The sequence below is a fragment of the Wolbachia endosymbiont (group B) of Philonthus cognatus genome, from assembly GCF_947179345.1.
GTDB lineage: Bacteria > Pseudomonadota > Alphaproteobacteria > Rickettsiales > Anaplasmataceae > Wolbachia.
The window spans coordinates 287,758-308,447 of record NZ_CAMXBG010000002.1; the positions used below are offsets into that span (position 1 = coordinate 287,758).

General features: G+C 33.7%; 15 protein-coding genes and 1 pseudogene. 9 read left to right on the forward strand and 7 right to left on the reverse strand.

The window, feature by feature from the left end; all coding sequences use genetic code 11:
* The first annotated feature begins 104 nt into the window (after window positions 1-104).
* From gatA to ONG78_RS03305, 3 genes are all read left to right on the forward strand, one after another.
* On the forward strand, window positions 105-1,571 hold the full coding sequence (gene gatA, locus ONG78_RS03295; RefSeq protein ID WP_264377662.1) for an Asp-tRNA(Asn)/Glu-tRNA(Gln) amidotransferase subunit GatA: 1,467 nt from the start codon (window positions 105-107) through the stop codon (window positions 1,569-1,571).
* 111 nt (window positions 1,572-1,682) lie between these two features.
* The gene (gene polA, locus ONG78_RS03300; protein ID WP_264377663.1) at window positions 1,683-4,211 is read left to right on the forward strand and encodes a DNA polymerase I; all 2,529 of its coding nucleotides are present in this window, start codon (window positions 1,683-1,685) and stop codon (window positions 4,209-4,211) included.
* A gap of 634 nt (window positions 4,212-4,845) precedes the next feature.
* On the forward strand, window positions 4,846-5,757 hold the full coding sequence (locus tag ONG78_RS03305; RefSeq protein WP_264377664.1) for a hypothetical protein: 912 nt from the start codon (window positions 4,846-4,848) through the stop codon (window positions 5,755-5,757).
* A gap of 37 nt (window positions 5,758-5,794) precedes the next feature.
* Here the strand turns inward: ONG78_RS03305 and ONG78_RS03310 are convergent, their stop codons facing one another.
* The 4 genes from ONG78_RS03310 to ONG78_RS03325 all read right to left on the reverse strand — a co-directional run bounded on the left by ONG78_RS03310 (window position 5,795) and on the right by ONG78_RS03325 (window position 11,210).
* Entirely contained in the window at window positions 5,795-6,577 is a 783-nt protein-coding gene (locus tag ONG78_RS03310; protein ID WP_264377665.1) for an exodeoxyribonuclease III, read from the reverse strand.
* Complete coding sequence (locus ONG78_RS03315) at window positions 6,577-7,284, reverse strand: uroporphyrinogen-III synthase (RefSeq protein WP_064085243.1); 708 nt, start codon at window positions 7,282-7,284, stop codon at window positions 6,577-6,579. The genes ONG78_RS03310 and ONG78_RS03315 overlap by 1 nt, the downstream gene beginning before the upstream one ends.
* Window positions 7,285-7,517: 233 nt before the next feature.
* The gene (locus ONG78_RS03320; protein ID WP_264377666.1) at window positions 7,518-9,047 is read right to left on the reverse strand and encodes an actin-bundling T4SS effector WalE1 family protein; all 1,530 of its coding nucleotides are present in this window, start codon (window positions 9,045-9,047) and stop codon (window positions 7,518-7,520) included.
* 189 nt (window positions 9,048-9,236) lie between these two features.
* Window positions 9,237-11,210 carry a hypothetical protein gene (locus tag ONG78_RS03325; RefSeq protein ID WP_264377667.1) on the reverse strand — a complete coding sequence of 658 codons (1,974 nt, stop codon included), beginning with the start codon at window positions 11,208-11,210 and terminating at the stop codon, window positions 9,237-9,239.
* A 129-nt stretch (window positions 11,211-11,339) separates the two neighbouring features.
* Between ONG78_RS03325 and ONG78_RS03330 the strand changes: the two genes are divergently transcribed.
* Complete coding sequence (locus ONG78_RS03330; RefSeq protein WP_264374601.1) at window positions 11,340-12,665, forward strand: phosphomannomutase/phosphoglucomutase; 1,326 nt, start codon at window positions 11,340-11,342, stop codon at window positions 12,663-12,665.
* Between the two features lie 130 nt (window positions 12,666-12,795).
* Here ONG78_RS03330 and ONG78_RS03335 read toward each other — a convergent pair whose 3' ends face one another.
* From ONG78_RS03335 to ONG78_RS03345, 3 genes and pseudogenes are all read right to left on the reverse strand, one after another.
* A complete protein-coding gene (locus ONG78_RS03335; RefSeq protein WP_264374602.1) occupies window positions 12,796-13,383 on the reverse strand; it encodes a CvpA family protein in 588 nt (195 codons plus the stop codon).
* Window positions 13,384-13,440: 57 nt separating this feature from the next.
* A complete protein-coding gene (locus ONG78_RS03340; RefSeq protein WP_254229936.1) occupies window positions 13,441-14,037 on the reverse strand; it encodes a riboflavin synthase in 597 nt (198 codons plus the stop codon).
* A gap of 40 nt (window positions 14,038-14,077) precedes the next feature.
* Window positions 14,078-15,444: pseudogene (locus ONG78_RS03345) on the reverse strand (hypothetical protein).
* Window positions 15,445-16,277: 833 nt separating this feature from the next.
* Between ONG78_RS03345 and pheS the strand changes: the two are divergent.
* The 5 genes from pheS to ONG78_RS03370 all read left to right on the forward strand — a co-directional run bounded on the left by pheS (window position 16,278) and on the right by ONG78_RS03370 (window position 20,616).
* Window positions 16,278-17,321: a phenylalanine--tRNA ligase subunit alpha gene (gene pheS, locus ONG78_RS03350; protein ID WP_264377668.1), complete on the forward strand. Its 1,044-nt coding sequence runs from the start codon at window positions 16,278-16,280 to the stop codon at window positions 17,319-17,321.
* Window positions 17,322-18,557: an NTP transferase domain-containing protein gene (locus ONG78_RS03355; protein ID WP_264377669.1), complete on the forward strand. Its 1,236-nt coding sequence runs from the start codon at window positions 17,322-17,324 to the stop codon at window positions 18,555-18,557. It abuts the gene before it with no gap.
* Between the two features lie 78 nt (window positions 18,558-18,635).
* Entirely contained in the window at window positions 18,636-19,196 is a 561-nt protein-coding gene (locus ONG78_RS03360) for a P44/Msp2 family outer membrane protein (RefSeq protein WP_264377670.1), read from the forward strand.
* Between the two features lie 235 nt (window positions 19,197-19,431).
* Window positions 19,432-19,902: a P44/Msp2 family outer membrane protein gene (locus ONG78_RS03365; protein ID WP_264377671.1), complete on the forward strand. Its 471-nt coding sequence runs from the start codon at window positions 19,432-19,434 to the stop codon at window positions 19,900-19,902.
* A 234-nt stretch (window positions 19,903-20,136) separates the two neighbouring features.
* Window positions 20,137-20,616 (forward strand): outer membrane protein, encoded by a 480-nt coding sequence (locus ONG78_RS03370; RefSeq protein WP_264377672.1) that lies wholly within the window; start codon window positions 20,137-20,139, stop codon window positions 20,614-20,616.
* Window positions 20,617-20,690 lie beyond the last annotated feature (74 nt).

Here is a 20,690-nt window from a genome sequence, read left to right on the forward strand (position 1 = left end):
GAAATCTGAATTGATCTTGATTGTATTCCTATTTTCGATCATAAATATATAGATTTTCTGCCCTATTGTTGTTATAATTAATACCTCGCTAAAATTGAATATTAATGAATGAATTGAGAAGGCTCACTATTACAGAGATGCATGATGGACTAAGGCGGGGAGATTTTTCTGCTGTTGAGCTTGTAGAGACGCATGTTAATGCAGTCGAAAATGAGCAACTAAATGCATTTGTAACAAAAACCCCAGAAATCGCGATAAAAGCTGCTAAAATAGCAGATGAATACTTCTTGAAACAAAAAGATAATATTTCACCACTTATGGGCATACCAGTTGGTGTTAAAGATTTATTCTGTACAAAAGGAATAAAAACAACAGCATGCTCAAAAATGCTGGAAAATTTCATCCCGACTTATGAATCTACGGTATCTAACTTGCTTTTAAAAAATGGAGCAGCCATGCTTGGTAAACTTAACATGGATGAGTTTGCTATGGGTTCTGCGAACACAAACAGCTATTTTGGTCCTGTTGAAAATGTGTGGATTAGAAAAAGTGACGGAGAAAAAGTTGTTCCTGGTGGGTCCTCTGGTGGATCTGCAGCATCAGTTGCTGGGTTTTTATGCGCTGGAGCATTAGGAAGCGATACTGGTGGGTCTGTACGCCAACCAGCAGCTTATTGCGGAGTAGTGGGAATAAAGCCAACTTATGGAAGGTGTTCGCGTTTTGGTATGATTGCATTTGCAAGTTCTCTCGATCAAGCAGGAGTAATTACTCGTTCCGTTTCTGATTCAGCATTAATGCTTGAAATAATTTGTGGCTATGATGAAAAAGATTCAACATCGAGCAAAAGGACAGTGCCTAAATTTTCCAGTTTTATAAATGGTGATATTAAGGGTAAGCGCATTGGTATACCAAAAGAGTATAAGATGGATGGAATTTCAGATGAAATAGTTCATAATTGGGAAAAAATTGCTTCCTATTTAAAAGAAAACGGTGCTGAAGTTGTTGACATTACTCTGCCTCATACTAAATATGCGATACCGGTTTACTATCTAATTTGTTCTGCTGAAACTTCATCTAACCTTGCTCGCTATGATGGTGTACGTTACGGATTCAGGGTTGATGCTGATACCCTTGAAGAAATGTATTCGCTAACAAGAGCAGAAGGTTTTGGTAAAGAAGTGAAAAGGAGAATTTTAATTGGTGCTTATGCGCTTTCTTCAGGTCATTACAATGAGTATTATGAAAAAGCACAGTGCATTAGGGCATTAATTAGAAATGATTTTATAAAAGCGTTTGAAAAAATAGATTACATACTTGTGCCATCTGCTCCAACAGAAGCTTTTGGCTTAAATGAAAAGCCAGACCCGCTAATTATGTGCATCAATGATGTGTTTACCGTGCCGGCAAGCTTAGCGGGGTTACCTGCTATTTCTGTTCCTGTTGGACTTTCCAATGAAGGCTTACCACTTGCTTTGCAAGTAATTGGAAATTATTACGATGAAGCTGGAATATTAAATATGGCAAGTGTGATAGAGCAAAATTGTGGCAGAATAGTTAATTCCCTTACGTAATATGTTTTCTTATAGTAACTATAGCATTATGATTATTTTTGCTATAGGAAACAAGAGCTTGATTTTTATAGCTAAATAACAGACCATCAAAGGCACACATAAATATCTACAATGAAAGAAAAAACTTTCACAATCATTGATGGTTATGGTTTTCTTTTCAGGGCTTACTATGTCTTACATCATTTAACTACCACAGCTGGTATTCCAGTAGGTGCTGTGTACGGTTTTCTTAATATGGTTCTGAAGTATATTTCCCATTCGGACTACTTAACTATAGCACTTGATTCTGGCAAAAAAAATTTCAGGCACAGTTTATATTCTGAGTACAAAGCAAACAGAGTAACACCTCCTGAGGATCTAATTCCACAATTTACAATACTGAGAGAAGCGGTAGAAGCTTTTAACTTCAGCTATGAAGAGATTGAAGGCTATGAAGCAGATGACATAATTGCAACACTAGCTGCAAAATATGCCAACCACGAAGACTTTAAAGTAGTAGTAGTCTCATCAGATAAAGACTTATTTCAACTTTTGAATTACAACATTCTAATATTTGATCCTATCAAAAATATATACGTAGATGAAAAACAAGTGATAGAAAAATTTGGTGTAAATTCAAATAAGCTTCTTGATTTATTTTCTCTAACTGGAGATGCATCTGATAACATTCCAGGCGTTCCAGGAATAGGCCCAAAAACTGCAGCTAAATTGCTGGATAAATTTGATTCGTTGGATAACATTATAGAAAACATCAATAACATTGAGCAAACAAGAGTTCGTAATATTCTTACTGAGCATAAGGAAAAAGCACTAATTTCAAGAGAACTTTTGTCACTATGCAAAAAAGTAGATCTTCAACATGATATTGTAAAATATGAAGTCCATCCTCCAAATATGGAAAAATTGTTATCCTTTTTGAAGAAATATGAATTTAATTCATTGATAGGAAAAGTAGAAAAGCTCTTTTCTTATAGTGGATCTAGCACAAAAGAGAAAATAGAATATAGTAGTGAAGAATTAGAAAAATTTTTGGAGCATTGCAGATATGAAGGTAAAATTGCAATTCATTGCCACTTTGAAAACAATAGATTGAACAAAATCTCCTTATCTTGTAGTGAGGATAATATTTTCTACATAGATCAAAGCTGCCTACAAGATGCACTTACTATAATAAATTCAACTTTATTTTCAAATGGGGTGCTTAAAATAGTACATGATATTAGAAAGATCAGAGAAATATTTCCTACAATAGAGAGAGTGCTAGACTCAATTGATGACCTGATGATCATGTCATACAGCCTTGACACAGGTAAGCGTGATCACAGCATTCCAAACATAATTGCACACAATTTAAGTAAAAATGTAGAAACTTTCTCGGCAAAAATTTTAATAGCGATCCATGAGAAACTGACACAAAGATTATTTCAGGAAAAACTTTTTACGATTTACGAGCGCTTTGATAGACCTCTCATGAAAGTAATATTTGATATGGAGCAAAATGGAATACTGCTCAATATTCAAAAACTACAGGAATTGTCTGATAAGTTTGAGCAGCTAATTGCTGTACTTGAAAACGATATACATAATTTAGCAGGAGAAAAATTCAACATTGCATCGCCAAAACAATTAAGTGATGTTTTGTTTAATAAAATGGAGCTAAGTAAAAAGAAAAAGTCAAAATCTGGGTCTTATAGCACAAACTCTGAAGTTCTAGAGGCACTTGAAGAGGAGGGGACAGAAATCGCAGGTAAAATTTTAAGTTGGCGACATTCAAGTAAATTAAAGGGTACCTATACTGACGCGTTAATAAAACAGGTTGATCCGCTTGATGGTAGGATACATACAAGCTTTTCAATCACTGTGACTGCAACTGGAAGGCTGAGCTCTAGCAATCCTAATTTACAAAATATTCCTATCAGAAGCGAAGAAGGTAGTCTTATCAGGCAAGCCTTTATTGTGCCAAAAGGTTGCAAGATAATTTCTGCTGACTATTCACAAATAGAATTAAAAATCCTGGCACACGTTGCAAATGTTACCGCATTTAAAGAAGCTTTTGCAAACAGGCAAGATATTCATGATATCACTGCAAGACAAGTTTTTGGAGTGCAAGAAATAGATGAGCAATTAAGACGCAAAGCAAAAACCATTAATTTTGGCATTATATATGGCATTAGTCCATTTGGCCTTGCAAAGCGACTTGGCATTACCTTTCAAGAGGCTGCTGAATACATTAATTACTATTTTTCTTGTTATCCAGAAATAAAAGCCTATATGGAAAAAGCAGTATCTATCGCAAGACAGCACGGTTATGTAGAGACTTTGTTTGGTAGAAGATGTTTTGTAAGAGACATCAACAATAAAATTCCTTATCTAAGACAATTTGCAGAAAGGGCAGCAATAAATGCACCACTGCAAGGAACTGCCGCTGATATAATAAAACGCGCGATGATTCGGCTTTTTGATCAGTTAAAGTCAGGTAAAATAATCCTCCAGGTTCATGATGAATTACTTGTAGAAGTGGAAGAGAGCAGAGTGCAAGAAACAGCAAAACTTATGAAAGATATAATGGAAAATGCAGTAGAAATTTCTATACCACTTGAAGTAGAAATAAAAATTAGCGACAACTGGGGCTTTTCTTAATTATACCGTAGACCCTAAGAACCTGTCTTGAAAGGACTTAATTAACAAGCATAGTCATATTAAATATTTCTTGAAGTAAGGAGAGTACACTCATACGTCAAGCAAACAACATTTACCTAAAATTCTGTGACATTAGCAGCTTTCTTGCCCCGTTTTCAGTAAACAGTGATTCTTCTATATATTAGAAAAATTTTTATTTTAATTAGCGTTAAACTATAGGCGCCTATTGGTTTTTAGCTAAAGTAAAGGTCAAATATCTGGAATTCTGGACATAAAATCCCCCTGTGTAAAAAAAAGATTAGAAAAAAGTGCAGCGCACATACAACAGAGATTAAGCATATTTACATGCACTAAAGAAGATACGCTACGCTTTTTGATTAAAAATTTGACTGAAAAGTCTGCAGACAAAGATAGATTTTGAGCTCTTAAAATATCTCTAACTGTAATTATAATCAGATTTAAAATATATGGAAGCAATTTTTTACATTCCCTTATCACTTATATCATTTGTTACTTTTCTATTTTTTGCTTTATTCTTTTCTTTTTTTTCTCTTTCAAGACAGGTTCTAAGAAATTTGAACTAATACGAAAAATATGCTATAATTATGGCATAGGTAAATGAAATAGGTCAACCATGACAGTTCCACCAGTAAAAGCAGAGTCTTCAAAATCACCTATAAAGGAAAGTGAGATAATTTTCAAAGAAGAACATAAGGCAATTTATGATGCCTTCATGGAAGAATTACAAGATAAAGCCAAATCACAGGAGAGCCCACGAATAACTAATGTTTTCATATCAGATTATGAGTACATACTACTTAATAATGTCAATCCAGAAAAGATAAGACCACTCAGTGAAGAGAATTTTTGTCAGTTTTTACTTTCTGTGCTTAAAGAAATTAGAGAGAAAAAATTAGCTGGAGAGGAAGATAGTAAAGTAAAGCAAATAGTAGAAGGATGCTTAGATGATGTACGTGGTACAGAAGCTAGGGATTGGGTTGTTGATTTTGTTAAGCGTAAAATACCTGGAAGAGGATTATTAAAAAAAATACCAGGTCTTGGAAAAGTTTTAGATGTTAAGGAAGAAGAGGATAAACCACTACTTAGTGATGAAGAGATGGTAACAAAGTTCTTACGTAAAGTTTTTCTTCCTATTCTTTTTTCCATTGCTTCAATATTAATTTTTGGTCCTACTACACTTGCGATAATTGCTGCTGTTATTGGTACAATATTTGCTGTAAAGGGAGGAATTGAAGTTCTTTTTTCAAATAATAGGCCAGGTACTTTATATGACCCTAGCTCACCAGATAAAGATGATATAGAAAAGAGAGAAAAATTGAATGAAAAAATTCGCAATGGCATTGATGATATTTTCAAAACCGAAATCAAAGAAATTACTGAACAAATTTCTCAGGGAGACGGAGAGAATAAACAGCATTTTGCTTCTGAGCGAGTTTGCAGTCCACGAAAAGAAACACCTGCTACCCTTAAACAACCTACTTTAGATCAGCCAGCCAAAAGCACAGAAAAGACAGCAGTCAAGTAAGACCTATTTGCCAAAGGTGAATTGTGTAATAGGTCTTTTATTGTTTTATAACACATACAACGGGAGTATGATCAGATGGGTTTTCTAGTTTACGCAACCTATCATCTATGTAACATGTTTCCAATTTATCTGCAGCTTGTGGCGATAGCAGCATATGATCTATTCGCATTCCTTGATTGTTTCTGAGTGAATTACCTTGATAATGCCACCAAGTGAATTGTTGTAAGTTGAGGTGAGATATTCTAAATGCATCTTTAAAACCAAGATTCAAGATTGCTCTTAACTTCTCACGCTCTTTTATATGAAAGCACACTTGGCCATTTAATAAATTTGAATCAAAAACATCAATTTCATCCAGTGCAACATTATAATCGCCAGCTATAATAGTTAACTCTTCATTTTTCAACAAAGTGCCCATCCTTTCATATAGGTTATCAAAAAACTTGAGTTTATACTCAAAAGTATGAGAGTCTGGGCTTTGACCGTTTGGAACGTATACACTTCCTACCCTTACCTTATTATTGGTGTGTTTTATCACACACTCTATATAACGTGCTTCTTGATGACTCTCTACAACATCAATTTTTAATTTTTCCAGTATTGGATATTTAGATAAAACACAAACACCATTTCTTGCAACCTGTCCATAGATAGCATATTCATATTCTAATTCTTCTATTTCTGCATAAGGAAATTGCTCTTCCGTACATTTTATCTCTTGCAGCAAAACTATATCTATCTGACTATCAACTATAAAACTACAAAGTTGGTTAATTCTTTTACGTATGGAGTTTACATTCCAAGTTGCAATCTTTAGCATCAACAATCCTTATTAATTATATCAATTAAACTCTCCCCTGTGGGCAACCTCGATGTTATAATTTTTTTCCACTTGATTAACTTTAAACTATCAGCAATGTTTTTACTCATGGTATATGCAACTGTATTATTCATCACAGGAGATAGCCCACTTTTTAGAACTAATGAACAAAATACCCTTGCAGTTTGTGAGGAAAAAAAAGCAACGCTATCAATTTTACCGTCCAATAGTAAATTTTTACACCTATTAGTTAGACTCCTTTTAGTAATTGTTTTATAGAGTACAACTTCTCTTACGTTAAAACCTTCTTCAGATAATCTTTTTTTTAGGTCACATGATACTTCTTGTCCCCTTATATATAAGAACTTTATTGCATTTGAATAATGAGATTTTATGAATGATATCAGACCATCAACGTTGCTGTCTGCTGAGATTATATCGGAAAATCCCAAATTTTTTGCAGCCTGCATAGTTGAATTACCAACTGTAATAATCGAAAAGTTATCCTCTTTGCATATTTGACTGAAAGCCTTTACACTGTTTTTACTTGTAGATATCACAACATCAAATTCGTGCGCGGATATATCAGGATTTAAGTACTTTATTGTGAATACTGGCTCTATAAAAACTTTGTATCCATATTTTTTTAGCGTGCTTCTTGTGCTCAACGAATCTAATAAAGGCCTTGTCAATAAAATAGACTTCATTCTGGTTTATTTCGCTAGCAGTAAAATGATATCCCTTATACACAAATTATTGAATAAAAATTTTATTTTTCAAGTTTCTTGCATAACCTAGAAAAAAGGCAAAAGAAACTCCATAATTGGCCCAGTGCTAGAAAACTGATCTTAAATAAGCGAATGTTTTTGATCAAATGAAAAAAAGATGTTACTCACTGAGTAACATCTTTTTTAAGAAGATAGATAGTTTTGTTTACTCTCTATATCTTCATTTTTGGAGCTTGATGCTCTACATCGACTTCAGCAGTTACTGTTGAAGAAGGTCCCACCAATTTGTCCAAAGAACCTGTCTTTCTTAAGTCAGCTTGGGTTTTTAACTCACCATTTTCCTTAGTGAGTATCCCATGTTGCGGAGAAGAACTTGGTGAATTGAACCCACTATCAGGATTACGACGGTAACTGGCAAAGCTAGAAGTTGTAGCAGTACTGTCAGTGCTTAAAGAACCCATTGAATTGCTTCTTAGCGGTTTCTCCGGAGCAACATAAAAGTGGCTATTTCTTATCTCTGCAGATGGCATCTCATCCTCAGAAATCCTTTTATATCCTGTGCAAGTAACTTTCTCTGGCTTTTTGCCACCTTTTAGTGATGATGACCACTTGCTAAAAAGTGAAGTAGGTGCTTTTACTTCCTTATGCTCACTAAGATTTAATAATTCTGCTTTGCTGCTAACAGTACTTATAGAACTCGTTGAACTACTACCTGATAAGCTATTTTCCAGTGAATTCATAGAACTTGCTTTATGCCTTTTTGCTGACTTATCAAGCCTTTCTAAAGTATTAAAACGAGTATGCTCTTCCTTGCATTCTTTAATAACTTCCTTAATCTCATTATGATGTTCAGAAAAAATTTCATATAGGCTGCTATTATCTTTAGCTAACAAATGTTGCAACTTCTTAGCATCTAATTTATTGATAAAATCTATTTGCTGCTTCAATCGGTTGATCAACTGGTCCTTTTTGGCACTGTGTTGACCATCAACAGAATAAGCTTTCTCTAATATTTTTTCCCCCAGCTTAGAAAATATTTTCCTAGTTAAAGCAGAGCTATTCACACCTTTGTCTTCAAAAACTTCCTTGACAAACATTTCCTTTACACTATTAAAACTTCTCGTTTTTTCTTTTGTTTTCAAAATAACAGTTTGATCTTCATTACCTATTGAATATGCGATGCCATCTAAACTAGACATGCTTGCACCACTATCACTCATCTTCCTTCCAAGGTTTTGAATGTTATCCCCCATTTTTCTTAATGTAGAGCTAGCTCTCTCTTGTGTTGCCTGTTTTACAGAACTTGCAGTTTCTTTTACCGAATTCTTGGCATATACAGCACCATCTTTGATTTTTCCGCCAATATGCTTCGCTCCTTCAACTGTTTTTTCTGCTGACCATTTGAGCCCTTTATATCCAGATTGAACTGCTTTTACAGCAACTTTCACAGCGAAAAATAGAGTAAGACCAACTATAGCACCTGGTATAGCAAGTGTTGCACCAACTGCCAAAAGTGGTAGCACTGCTGTAAATAATCCACTTGCTGTACCTACTACAAGGGCCTTATCTCCTTGCTTCATTTTAGAGAATTCTGTATCTCCTTTTACTAGATCCATAATTCTGTCTTTTAGCTTCTTGGGATCGTGAATGATATCTGAATTTAATGAAGAATCTTGAATCATTTTAAGATCATCTTGCTTAGTTTCAACAAAATTTGAAGAGTTTTTTTCACTAGGTGACATTTTTAACCTCACTATTAATTAAACATACTAATATTGTATATATCTGATTCTTAAGTTAGGGTTAATTCATCTAACAATGTTCATTTGCACTCAAATGATTTTACTTGATGTGTTTTGTTGAAAGGACAGAAAATTAGTGATTGTTGCGGTATGACGTCTCGTTTAGATCAGCTATAGTTGAAGCAAAACTTATCCTTTTGAAGGAGTAGATTTTTCTGAAGCCTGAGCAGAGACTGCGCTTGGATCTGATAGTTCTGTTCTGACATATTTGCCTTCTTTATTGTATAAATCAATCACTTGCTCTTCAGTTTGAACTGCCACTGTATTAGTCTCTTTTTGACCTGTTAAAGATGATGCATTAACACCTGCATTTGTACCTTGGTCTTGTGTTTTAGGAACTGTAGTTTCGTGATCACTTGCCTCGATTCCTCTACTTTCATATTCAACTTCAGTTTGAGTTGAAGTAGCTACTTTCGCATTTACTTCACTGAACTCATCCGCAAGTGATCTTCCAGATTTAAGTTGCCAAATTTCCCTTTCTAAATTTCCCTTTTCTTTTTGCAGTTGATTTAATTCTCTAGCTAATTGATTTACTTTATCAGTCAATTTTTCGTTTTCATTTCTTGCTTCCGTCAATTCTTCTGCCAACTGCTTTTCATGATTATCTTGTGAACCTTCTACCAATATTTTCTTTAGATTATTTTCCAAATTTGCATTCTTTTTTTCTAGTGCACTTAACTTAGCTTCACTTTGCTTAAATTTTTCCTGTAGTTCCTCATTTATTCTATTTGTTGACTGAATCTCGCTTTCTTTATCTTTCAATTGATTAATTAAATCTGTTATTCTAGCATTTTTATCTTTTTGACTTTGTTCTAGTGTGCTTACCTTTCGTTCTAATTGCTTAATGTCTTGATCTTTTTCTTGCATTATTTTTTTCAATTCAGCTTCAAGTCTTTTAACTTTTCCTTCCAAAATTTGCTTTTCTTCACTTAGTGTTCTTATTCCTGTATCACCTTCCTTTTCTATATTTTGATTAAGTTCTTCTGATTTTTTGAGTTTCTCTGTAAGCTTCTTAATAGAAGCATCTTGTTCCTTGATTTTTTGATCTCTTTCAAGCATTGCTTCCTGTTGTTCGTTAATTTCATTTTTCAGGTAATCACGTTCCGAGATTAGATCATCACGCTGCTTTGCAAGTTTGTTAATTTCATTTATAGTCTCATCTACACCTTTTAATCCCTCTTGCTCATACTTTCTGTCATAATCTTTGTGCATTTTTTGTTGATCGTAACTGTCGTCAATGTATTCATCAGTGATTTCAGACTCTTCATCACCAATTTCGCTCTCAGTGAAAAAAGAACTTCTACGCGAATCAGGAGAAGAATATCCACTACTACTTGGTATAGGTGACTGTGGTGGATCTTTTGTAAATATTTCCTCTGCCAGCGTTTGCTGCTCGTTCACACTTTTGCCCATGTCAGTAAAAGCTTGATGCAGAGTTTTTCCGTTGATAAAAACTTCTTTATTCTGCTCAACTAATTTTAATACCTCTTCTGGGTCAGTTATTTCTCCAAATTTTGGTTCATCAATCACTCTTTTTATGCCCTTAGAATTTACTTCTACAGTCATGCTACAATCTATGCTATTGCCTTTAGAATCCTTAGCTTGCCAGTTAATGGTCATCTCACATGAGCTTGAACCAGTAAAATCATAGTGCCTTTCGCTGCCTTTTTTGGTTGCAGTTATTTGACTATCTTTCCCTAAAGATAGGTTATAAACCTTGCCTTCGTCGCTGGCTCTTAAAAGGGTGCTAATCTCTATTGGTTTTTCTTTATTTTCAAATCTAATTTTAAATTCATTATCTTGTGTTGTATATACTAAGAAATTTTCACCTGGTAGAGATTCTTCAAATTTTTTATGTGTTGCAGTTATTGATTGCTCAAACTTTTGAAACTCATTTTCCCACTTTAAATTTATCTGTTCTTTAATGTCCTTATCTTTGCGTAAAGGGCCAATAAAATACCAAATTAAGTTTTCTTCCTCTAATTTTTTTATAAAATCCTGAAAATTGTTGCAAGGTTCAATGAAACTTAAAATATCATTTTTCTTTTGCTCATCTACATCTAAACCTTGATTTTCAGTTACAAGTAAATTTTCTTTTGGCATAATTTTTATTTTTAGAGAGCTACATTACAATACTAACATATTTTCTTAAAAAATCAACTAATTTTATAGTTAAATAAACTTGAGTATTTGGCGGGAATGTTATATATTAACCACTCCAAGAAGTGCACTATGGACAATACTATTATAAGAAAATACGATATTAGAGGTGTGGTAGGCAGAGACCTGCAGATCAGTGATGGGTATGAAATAGGTAGAAAATTTGGTCAAACTGCAGCTAACGTTTGTGTAGGCTATGACAGCAGGATAGATTCACCAAGCATAGAAAAAGAATTAATCAGAGGCTTGATTTTATCCGGTGCGAATGTTATACGCGTTGGGCTCTGTTCTTCACCTATGCTCTACGCTGCAACAATGCAGGCAGATCTTGGGATTATGATCACTGCTTCTCATAACCCCAGAGAATATAACGGCTTTAAATTTTTCAGTAGTAAAAAAGTTTACTCAGATCAAGAAATGAAGGAAATTATAGGCAGTACAATTAAAAACAGCACGAAAATTGGAAGCTTAATTAACACGAATACATATAGTGAATACATTCACATATTAAAAAATGCACTAAAAAATAATACTACACGCAAGCTAAAGATAGCCTGGGATTTTGGCAATAGTCCAACAATTGTAAGGTATATTGAAAAAGTTTTACCAAGTCATATACACATCATAACCAATAACTCTATAGATGGGACGTTTCCACTGCATGACCCAGATCCCATAGAAGAAAAAAATCTTGCTCAGTTAATCAGTATTGTCAAGAAAGATAAATGTGATCTTGGTATTGCACTTGATGGTGATGGTGATAGGGTACGCTTGATTGATAATAAAGGTAATGTTGTTTCCAATGATCACTTGTTTATGATTTTTTCACGTGAAGTATTGGCGGAATACCCAAAAAGCAAAGTTATTGCCAACGTAAAAATGAGTATGAAAGTGCATGATTTCGTTAGCAAATTAGGAGGACAAATAATTACCTGTGCCACTGGACACTCACTAGTTAAGAAAAAGATGGTAGAAGAAGGGGCCAAGTTTGCCGGTGAACTCAGTGGGCATTTTTTCTTTTCTGAGTTAGGTTTTGATGATGGACTATATTCTGCTATTAAAGCCATTGACATTTTACTTAAGAAAAACCAAAGCCTATCTGAGGCGATTGAAGATTTACCAAAGTTATATATCACTCATGAAGTGAAAATTGTGGTGAAGGATGAGAAAAAATTTCAAATAATTGAATCAATCAAGGAGACACTAAAGCAGCAAAACATTGTATTTTCAGAGCTTGATGGAATTAAGGTAACTGATGATAAAGGTTGGTGGCTTCTTAGAGTATCAAATACGCAAAACTGCATAACAGCAAGATGTGAAGGAAATACCTTAGAAAATTTTGAACTCACTAAAAAAGTTTTGTTTTATTACATTGATGCACTAAAATTATACATTTAAATTTTTTTGATGATTTACTTATTCGTCAATGTTTGCAGTTTTGTTTGATTAGTAATAGGAATTGGTAACCTATGTCGCACTGCTGTGGATAACAGCTGTCTAATCTAGTTTAGCTATAGAAAATGCACACTCACTTTTCTTTATTGTTTTGAGGTTTTTCTTGATCAACCATTTCCTCACCAATCTCTTTTATTTTTAGTATCAATGACTCTGGTACATACATGTTAATTACTTCTTCTGTTGTCACAAATAAAGCCTGATAAGAGTGTGAATTTATTATCCAATTGGGCAATATGTCTTCTGCGTCTATTTTAGACTCTCCCTCTTTTTTATCATATACTGTGTGGCAATATAAGTGCACAGCAAAAAATAGTACATAAGAAAGCAATATTCCTCTGAGTGCTCCGACAAAGATTCCAGTAACTCTATCCATTAATCCCAACCTTATAGGTGATAATATGTACATTAGCCAGTTATTCATTGTCATGAATGTAAGATTAAGTATGATAAATACAGAGATTGTAGAAAGTATGTTTTTTGTAACTTTAGAGTCAAAATACTTACTATAATTTATAATAAAAAAATCATAGTAACTAGCTGTCAAAAAGACTGATAAGAGCAAGAACATTAATGCACATAGCTCTTTTATAAAACCTCTAGTTATCGATATTATTACACACAAGACAATAATAAAGATAATTAGGCTATCGAAAAACATATTTTGTATCTATATGATTTTCAAGATATAATAGTTGTAAATAACAAAGTTGTAAAATTAATTGTGTTGATATTTTATCAGCTGGTCTAAGTACCGAGCAATCATATCAACTTCTAAATTTAGGTAATTACCTGTTTTGTTATATTGAAAAGTTGTATTTTTCCATGTGTAGGGAATAATGTTCACAGTGAATTCTTGGTTGATAACTAAATTGACCGTAAGGGAAACTCCATCTAGCGTTACAGAACCTTTTTTTGCAATAAATTTAATTAATTCTTGTGGGCATGATAGTCTGATTTCATGAGATTCTAAATTTTGATTGATTGTTAAAATTTCTGCCGTGTCATCCACATGACCCTGAACCAAGTGGCCGTCAATTCTGTCACTCAGTTTCATTGCTTGTTCTAGGTTTATTTTTTTCCCTGTTTTCCACGTATTTAAGTTAGAAACCTTCATGGTTTCTTGAGATACTTGAACTGTGAATACATTGCTCATTATGTTGACAACAGTTAAACACACTCCGGAGCAGGATATTGAATCTCCTTTGTTTATAGAGGATAAATTTTGTGTCTCAATATGGAAGATTTGATCAGAGTTAGGGTGGATAGTGATATCAGTTATAGTGCCAATATCTTTGATAATTCCTTTAAACATGCAATAAAATAAATAATTATATCACAAAAGATCTTATTTGTTAGGTGCGCAAAGGAAGATCTTTTTTACTTATCTGCTCAATAGATTCTACAGAATATTCAGAATATAGAAAGTAAGCCAGGTTCAAAACGCACAGTGTAATTAATATTGGTAACCCTATGTTTAATGTTAGACCGATACTTTCCCTTTTTTCTGTTAGCACCAATTCCTTTAAAATTGACACTTTTCCCAGCGGCAAGTGCCATAGGCAGAGTGCTGATATAGAAGCTGCTACTAAAAATAGACAAAAATAAGTCTCTTTCGAAGAAAACATAGCTTTTAATGTTGATTTGAGCCTAATATTAGTAGGCAATCGAGTTTTAGCTTCATTTGTTTTGGTAAATGGTCTACAGCTTTGCTTGGTAAAATTTCATGAGAAACATTTTTAGGCTGTGGAGAAGGTTGGCCTGAAACTAATTTAATAAACTGCGCTTTTTTTCTATATACTTGCTTTTGTAAATATTCTTTACCTAAAAGTGAATTATTAGGGGGTTGTGGCCTTTTGAGTACCTCTAGCACTTCTGATATCTCATTCGGCTCTAATATTTCATGTAGTTGTTTATCTTGGAAATAAATAATATTAAACACTGAGTTGAAAATATTGTAAAATGCATCTGAATCTTGATTTTTATATTCACTTACTACTTCTACGAATATTTCATCGAGTTTTTTTCCCTTGTGCTTAGCTACATTATCTATCATAGCTACTCTAGCATCAATTTGAGCTTGTTTTATGATTGATTGTTTTTCTTCTTGCAATAATTCTTTAGCCTGCTTTTTTGACTTCTTTTTTCTATTAGCCTTAAAATAATCTGTGTGCGAAGTAGTTTGACCTATATCCCGCTCTATTTCTTGAGGGACTAAATTTCTTGTGGCATCCTCATTTTTAGCTTTTTCTGCATGCTTTAGCTGTTCATTCAAAAATGCCTCGATTTGTTGCAAGCTATTGAGGTTGATGTTTTTAACTTCTGTTTGTAGCGTTATTGTTATGCCCTGCAGGAGGATTTGAATTGGAGCATTATTTATGAATTCTTCTACAGTTTTACAGTAGCTATTGTATAATTCTTCACTTTCTTTTGGCATTTTTATATTGGCTGTGAAGTTTTTCTCCTGAGAAAGGCAGATTTTAAAAAAGTCAATTAAATGTTTTATTTGAGGTAATATTGTATTAGGGTTTACCTCTGTCAGTAGCTTGAGCTTAAATGAAAACTCTTGCGTATCACTTGTAATATTTTTTGAGCGAATGGTGCTAATCTCCAGCACTTCATTAGAAAATGCTTTACTTATTTCTTTAGATCTATCCTTAAAAAACTTAGGTAAATCCTCCATTTCATATTTTTTCTTAGTTTCTATGTTACTACTATGCATGAGTAAATTTTTTAATATAGAGTGAAATAAAAAACATAATTAGTCAATAAATTAATAATTATAGCACTCTTACATAATAGTAGCGTGTTGGATTCAATAAGAGCAGAAAAAGTTACTTTACAAATCTCATCAATCTTCTTATCATGACAATAAGAGTGTTTATCCTTGTTTTTAATCTCTGCAGATTTAACAACAAAATTCAGTAAAAAACTCAGGTATATATTGGCAGATTACATAAAATTATAGCGGCTGCATGTCTTTTTTATTTTTTCTACATTCAGCCAAAACGCGCTTTAAATAAGCGTTAGCACATTATTACAATGCCAATTTACATTATAAAACTCACTACTGGGGGATTCTTTTGCCTTTTTTTCGCCTGGTAAATTTTTTAATATTTTGGATTAGTTAGGAGTCCTATAGAGATGTCATTCCAGCACTTCTTATTACCTGTTCTGGATCCCAGTGTCAAGCACTGGGATGACAAGAAGGAGAATACTTGGATGACAAGAAAGAAAGCGCTGATTTCATATGCATCTGATAAAAAAGATGATGTCATGCCAGTGCCCAGACACTGGCATCCAGTTTTTTCATGATCATCAAAACGTTGTATTTTAACATAAAACGGCTACTTTTATGCTTACCAACTTAATAAAATTCCTAGATCCCAGTGTCGGAGCACTGGAATGACAGAAGAAGGAAACACTCGGATAGGGGCAATTTTAATGATACCATCATAGAGATCAGCTACTCTGATGACAACTTTTTATGCGAATAGTTTTATTGATGATATTAAAGATTTCACTATAATGAAAGTTTAAGCTAGCGTTTTTAAGGTGAACAAAGAGCTAATAAGTGAAATACCTTTACTTGAAGATAAGGCAGTTTCTGAGATTGAAAATGCTGCTTCTTTGCAGGATTTAGAAAAAGTTAGGTTGTCATACTTGGGGAGAAAGGGTGTAGTAAAAGCTTATTTCGATGACTTAAAGAATATAGATGATGCAGGAGAAAAACGCGACCTAGGTGCAGTGATTAATGTTTTACGCAATAAGATAGACCAGCTTATAACAAGCAAAGAAAATGAACTAAAAGATAAAGAAGTTAAGTTAAAACTGCAAAATGAAGCAGTTGATATCACACTGCCTGTCAGACCAGAAAGAATTGGCAAGATTCATCCACTCAGTAAAGTTATAAGTGAAGTGAAGCTCATTTTTGCGCATATGGGCTTTAAAGCAGTTGATGGTCCTGATATTGAAGATGAATTTCACGTATTTGATGCATTAAATACTCCAAGTCACCACCCTGCACGAGAGGAGCAAGATACCTTCTATTTAAGGAATAAAATAAATGATAAAAGAATGGTGCTGCGCACTCATACCTCATCTGTGCAGATTAGAACCATGGAAAAGACAAAAACTTTTCCAATTAAAATAGTGGCTGCAGGCAGGGTATACAGAAATGACTTTGATGCAACTCACACTCCTATGTTTCATCAGATAGAAGGACTTTATGTTAATGAAGATGTCAATATGGGCCAATTAAAATTTACTATTCATTGCTTCCTTAGTAAATTTTTCGGAGATAAGGGTCTAAGAATACGCTTTCGTAATAGTTTTTTCCCTTTTACTGAACCTTCTGCGGAAGTGGACATAAGCTATAAAGATAGTAAATGGATTGAAGTACTTGGATGTGGTATGGTGCATCCAAATGTCTTTAAAAATGTTGGAATAGACCATACTAAATACAGTGGCTTTGCATTTGGAATTGGCATAGAAAGGCTTGCGATGCTGAAATATCAAATTGGTGATCTAAGGAGCTTTTACGACAATAGAGTTAGTTGGCTCAACCATTATGGTTTTCATTTTTTGTCTTTAAGATAAGTGACAAATAAATCTTATACATTTGTTGTACTTGCTGCTGGGCATGGTAAACGAATGAATTCAAGCTTGCCTAAGGTTCTGCACAAAATAGGTAATTTCTCCATGCTTGAGCATGTCATTTACAATGCAAAGCAGCTGAATCCTGAAAAAATAGTTATTGTAGTCGATTTGCCTTTAACTCAAAGGCTGAAATGCTTTGAGGGTATAAAACTAATTACACAAGAGTCAACGCTCGGTACAGGGGATGCAGTCAAAATTGCAATGAGAAACCTGAAAGAATTGTCAGATATAGTTGTTGTGCAGTATGGGGATACTCCACTAATAAAAAGCAGCACAATAACTAAAATGATAAGCTGCTTAGGAGAGAGCAATGCTTTAGTTTGTCTTGGGTTTAAAACTAATAATAAAGGATACGGTAGACTAATTATTGAGAATGGTTCCCTAAGAGAAATCGTAGAAGCACAAAATGGTAGAAATAATGATGAGGAATTTCTTGCTAATGCCGGAATAATGGTTGCACGTGAAAAGAATCTACGTGAATTGGTGGAGAAAATAGAGTGTAATAACCAAGCTCATGAATATTACTTGACCGATATCGTTGCCATTGCAGTAAAGAGTAATTTAAATGTCGGCTATGTTATTGCTGATGAGGAGGAGGCAAATGGCATAAATAATAGGAATGACCTTGCAACGGCCGAGTTTTACTTTCAAGAAGAAAAAAGAAAGTTTTTCACTAACTCTGGAGTAACGCTTGTTGCTCCAGAAACTGTTTTCTTCTCTCTTGATACGCAAATTGGTATGGATTCGATTGTTTACCCATACGTTTTTTTTGGTCCTGGAGTAAAAATAGGATCTGGTGTTAGGGTTGGTCCATTTGCCAAATGTGAAAATACAACAATAGGTGATGGTGCAATCATAGGTAATTTTGTTGAAACAAAAGCAAGTGATATAGGTATAAATACTAAGATAAAGCATTTAAGTTATATAGGAAATACTCAGGTAGGGCAGGGGAGTAACATAGGTGCAGGTACCGTTATTTGTAATTATAATGGAAAAAAAAAACATAAAACAAATATTGGAAGCAATTGTTTTATTGGTGCCAATAGTTCATTGATTGCACCGCTTAATGTGCATGATGACTCTGTCATTGCAGCAGGTAGCGTTATAGTAGAGGATGTGCCAGAGAAAAGTCTTGCAATTGCAAGAGAAAGGCAAATAACTAAGAAAATAAAATAACTCTAATTTTTATTACACGAATTATGTTATTTTTAACATATATATTAGTATACATGTATATCAATATACATGTTAAAAATGAAAAAGTTGCTTATTTTGGTGGTCTGTTGTTTCCTGTCAGTACCGTCTTTTGGAGTTGATTGGATTAAAGATAGAATTTATACTTCTTTGTCATATAGCCGACTTGGTGTTAATTATGACGTTGGTTTTCACTATACAGATAGCGTTAAAATTTCAGTTGGCTATGTAATCAAACCTATTATTAATTCTCTAATCAAACCTACTCTTGATGAAGAATTTGGAGCAGTGGTGGGGCTTATGGCAAAGCTTCATTATCATCATAAATTTGAAAATACGGGTATTACTCCTTATATTACTGCTGGTGTTGGTGCTGTTATAGTGCGTACAATGAAGGCTAAACCTAATGTAGGTAGAGCTGATAGTATAGGTGAAAACATAAGTGCTCTACTTGGAGAGGCTTTCAAAGCTGTAGTCAATGATGAATTTTTTTCTTATCAAATAGGTTCTGGTATTAATCTTCCACTTTCTGAAAGAACAAGTGTTTTTGCTGGCTACAAATTGCAAAGGTTTCATAAAATTTTCCATGGAATTGAGCTAGGAGTGAGTTTTAATTTATAAACTCTGATTGAATATTTTTAGTAAAGGCTAGTGGGAAATTATATTGAAGTGAAAGTAAGTGATGTAGACTAAAATGATGATTGCAGCAGATAGTGAAAGATATGCCAATTTGCAATTGCAAGAGAAAGACAAATAACAAAAAAAATAAAATAATTCCAATTTTTTACTTGCAATTTATACTATTTTTAATATTTATATGCTTGTATATGCATATATTAATCTTTGGAGGATAAAAATGAAAAAGTTACTTACTTTCTTGGCTTGCTGTTCTTTGTCAGCACCGTCTTTTGGAGTTGATTGGGTTAAAGATAGAACCTACACCTCTTCGTCGTATGGTATGCTTGGTATTAATTATGATCTTGGCTATCATTGTACAGATAGCATTAAAATTTCATTTGGTCCTGCAGTTAAACTTGTTATGAGTGAAGGGATTTTAGACGCGGGACTTATGGCAAAGCTTCATTATCATCATAAATTTGAAAATACAGATATTACTCCTTATGTTACTTTTGGTGTAGGAGGAGTTGCTAAAATTCCTCTTTCAGAAAATCAAGGGCCAGACGTAGAAGAATTTTTTTCTTATCAAATAGGTTCTGGTATTAATCTTCCACTTTCTGAGAGAACAAGTGTTTTTGCTGGCTACAAGCTGCAGAAGTTTCATGAACTTTCGCATGGGGTTGAATTTGGAATGAGTTTTAATTTGTAAGCTCCGATTGAATGTTTTTAGTGAAGTCTGGTTTGAATTTTTGTTGAAAAAAAGCAAGTGATATAGGCTAAAATGATGATTGCGGTAGGTAACAAAATGTGACAAAGAGAAGTTTGGCAATTGCAAAAGAAAGGCAAGTAGCTAAGAAAGTGATTCCGATTTTATTATGTAAGTTATGTAATTTTTAACTTTTCTGTGAGTATATATGCGTATATTCATGGTTAGAGGGTGAAAATGAAAAAATTACTTACTTTAGTAGTCTGCTGTTCTCTGTCAGCACCGTCTTTTGGAGTTGATTGGATTAGAGATAGAATCTATACTTCGTCGTCATATGGCAATCTTGGTGTTAATTATGATCTTGGTTATCACTATACAGATAGCATTAAAATTTCAGCTGGTCCTGTATTGAAATCTGTTTTGTTTGGAGGATCTTTGGCAGAGTTAGGATTCATGGCAAAGCTTCATTATAATCATCAATTTGAAAGTACGGATATTACTCCTTATGTTACTTTTGGTGTAGGAGGTGGAGCTAAAGTATCTCAACCAGCACAGCAAGGTCAACAGCCAGACGTAAAAAAGTTTTTTTCCTACCAGATAGGTGCTGGTATTAATCTTCCACTTTCTGAGAGAACGAATGTTTTCGCTGGCTATAAACTTCACAAGTTCAGTAATTTTTCTCATGGGTTTGAACTTGGAATGAGTTTTAATTTATAAGCTCCGATTGAATGTTTTTAGTGAAAGCTTGAGTTTTTGTTAACGTCGTAAAGTTTTCATGAGACTAAGAGAAT